This is a genomic window from Singulisphaera rosea (assembly GCF_054877945.1).
This window is the reverse complement of the sequence record NZ_JBTYIP020000091.1, coordinates 1-680: the sequence shown is the minus strand read 5'-3', so window position 1 is coordinate 680 and position 680 is coordinate 1. Positions and strand designations below refer to the sequence as shown.

At 60.4% G+C, this 680-nt stretch carries 1 protein-coding gene; it reads left to right on the top strand.

Going from position 1 to position 680, the window contains the following annotated elements:
• The coding region (locus ACYOEI_RS41540; RefSeq protein WP_463671738.1) for a transposase at positions 1-680 on the top strand (680 nt) is incomplete at both ends.

The window sequence follows — 680 nt, the reverse complement described above, 5'->3', positions numbered from 1 at the left end:
ACCAGCACGGCGGCCGATTCCTCAGCGTCCTACCTCGGACGCGGGCCGAAGATCGTGAATTCCGTCAGACCGTGGCTCGAGACGGCGTCCGCTGGCGACCGATCCACGACAAGCTCGATGATGACGGCCACCTCATCGATCGATTCTCCGTCTGTGAGCCGGAAGTCTCCAGCGTCGAGGGGTATCGGCTGGTCTGGTATCACAGCACTCGGAAGGCGGAAGTCGATGCCCAAGTGCGGCTCCAGCGCGTGGCTCGTGCCGAGGGGGAACTGTCCGGGCTGAAGGTGAGGCTCAATGCCGTCCGCACGCGGTTTCGGCAGCGAGCCAAGGTGGAGGAAGCGGTGGCCGCGATCCTGGAACCCCATGACGTCGCGCGATGGATCACGGTCACGATTGAAGAGCGAACCGAGGAGTCCTATCGCCAAGAGGGGCGTGGCCGGCCCAACGAAAATACGCGTTATATCAAAGAGACAAGTACACGTTTCACGATGAATTTCCAGGTCGACTATGCGGGCCTGAACGCCGAGAGGAGTGGCGATGGTATCTTTCCCCCGGTGACGAATGCACGTTCGCTTTCGGAACGGGAACTGTTGTTGGCGTACAAATGTCAGGCCGGGATCGAGAAGCGGTTCTCAAACCTGAAGACCGACTTCGAGGTGGCGCCGGTCTACCTTAAGAAT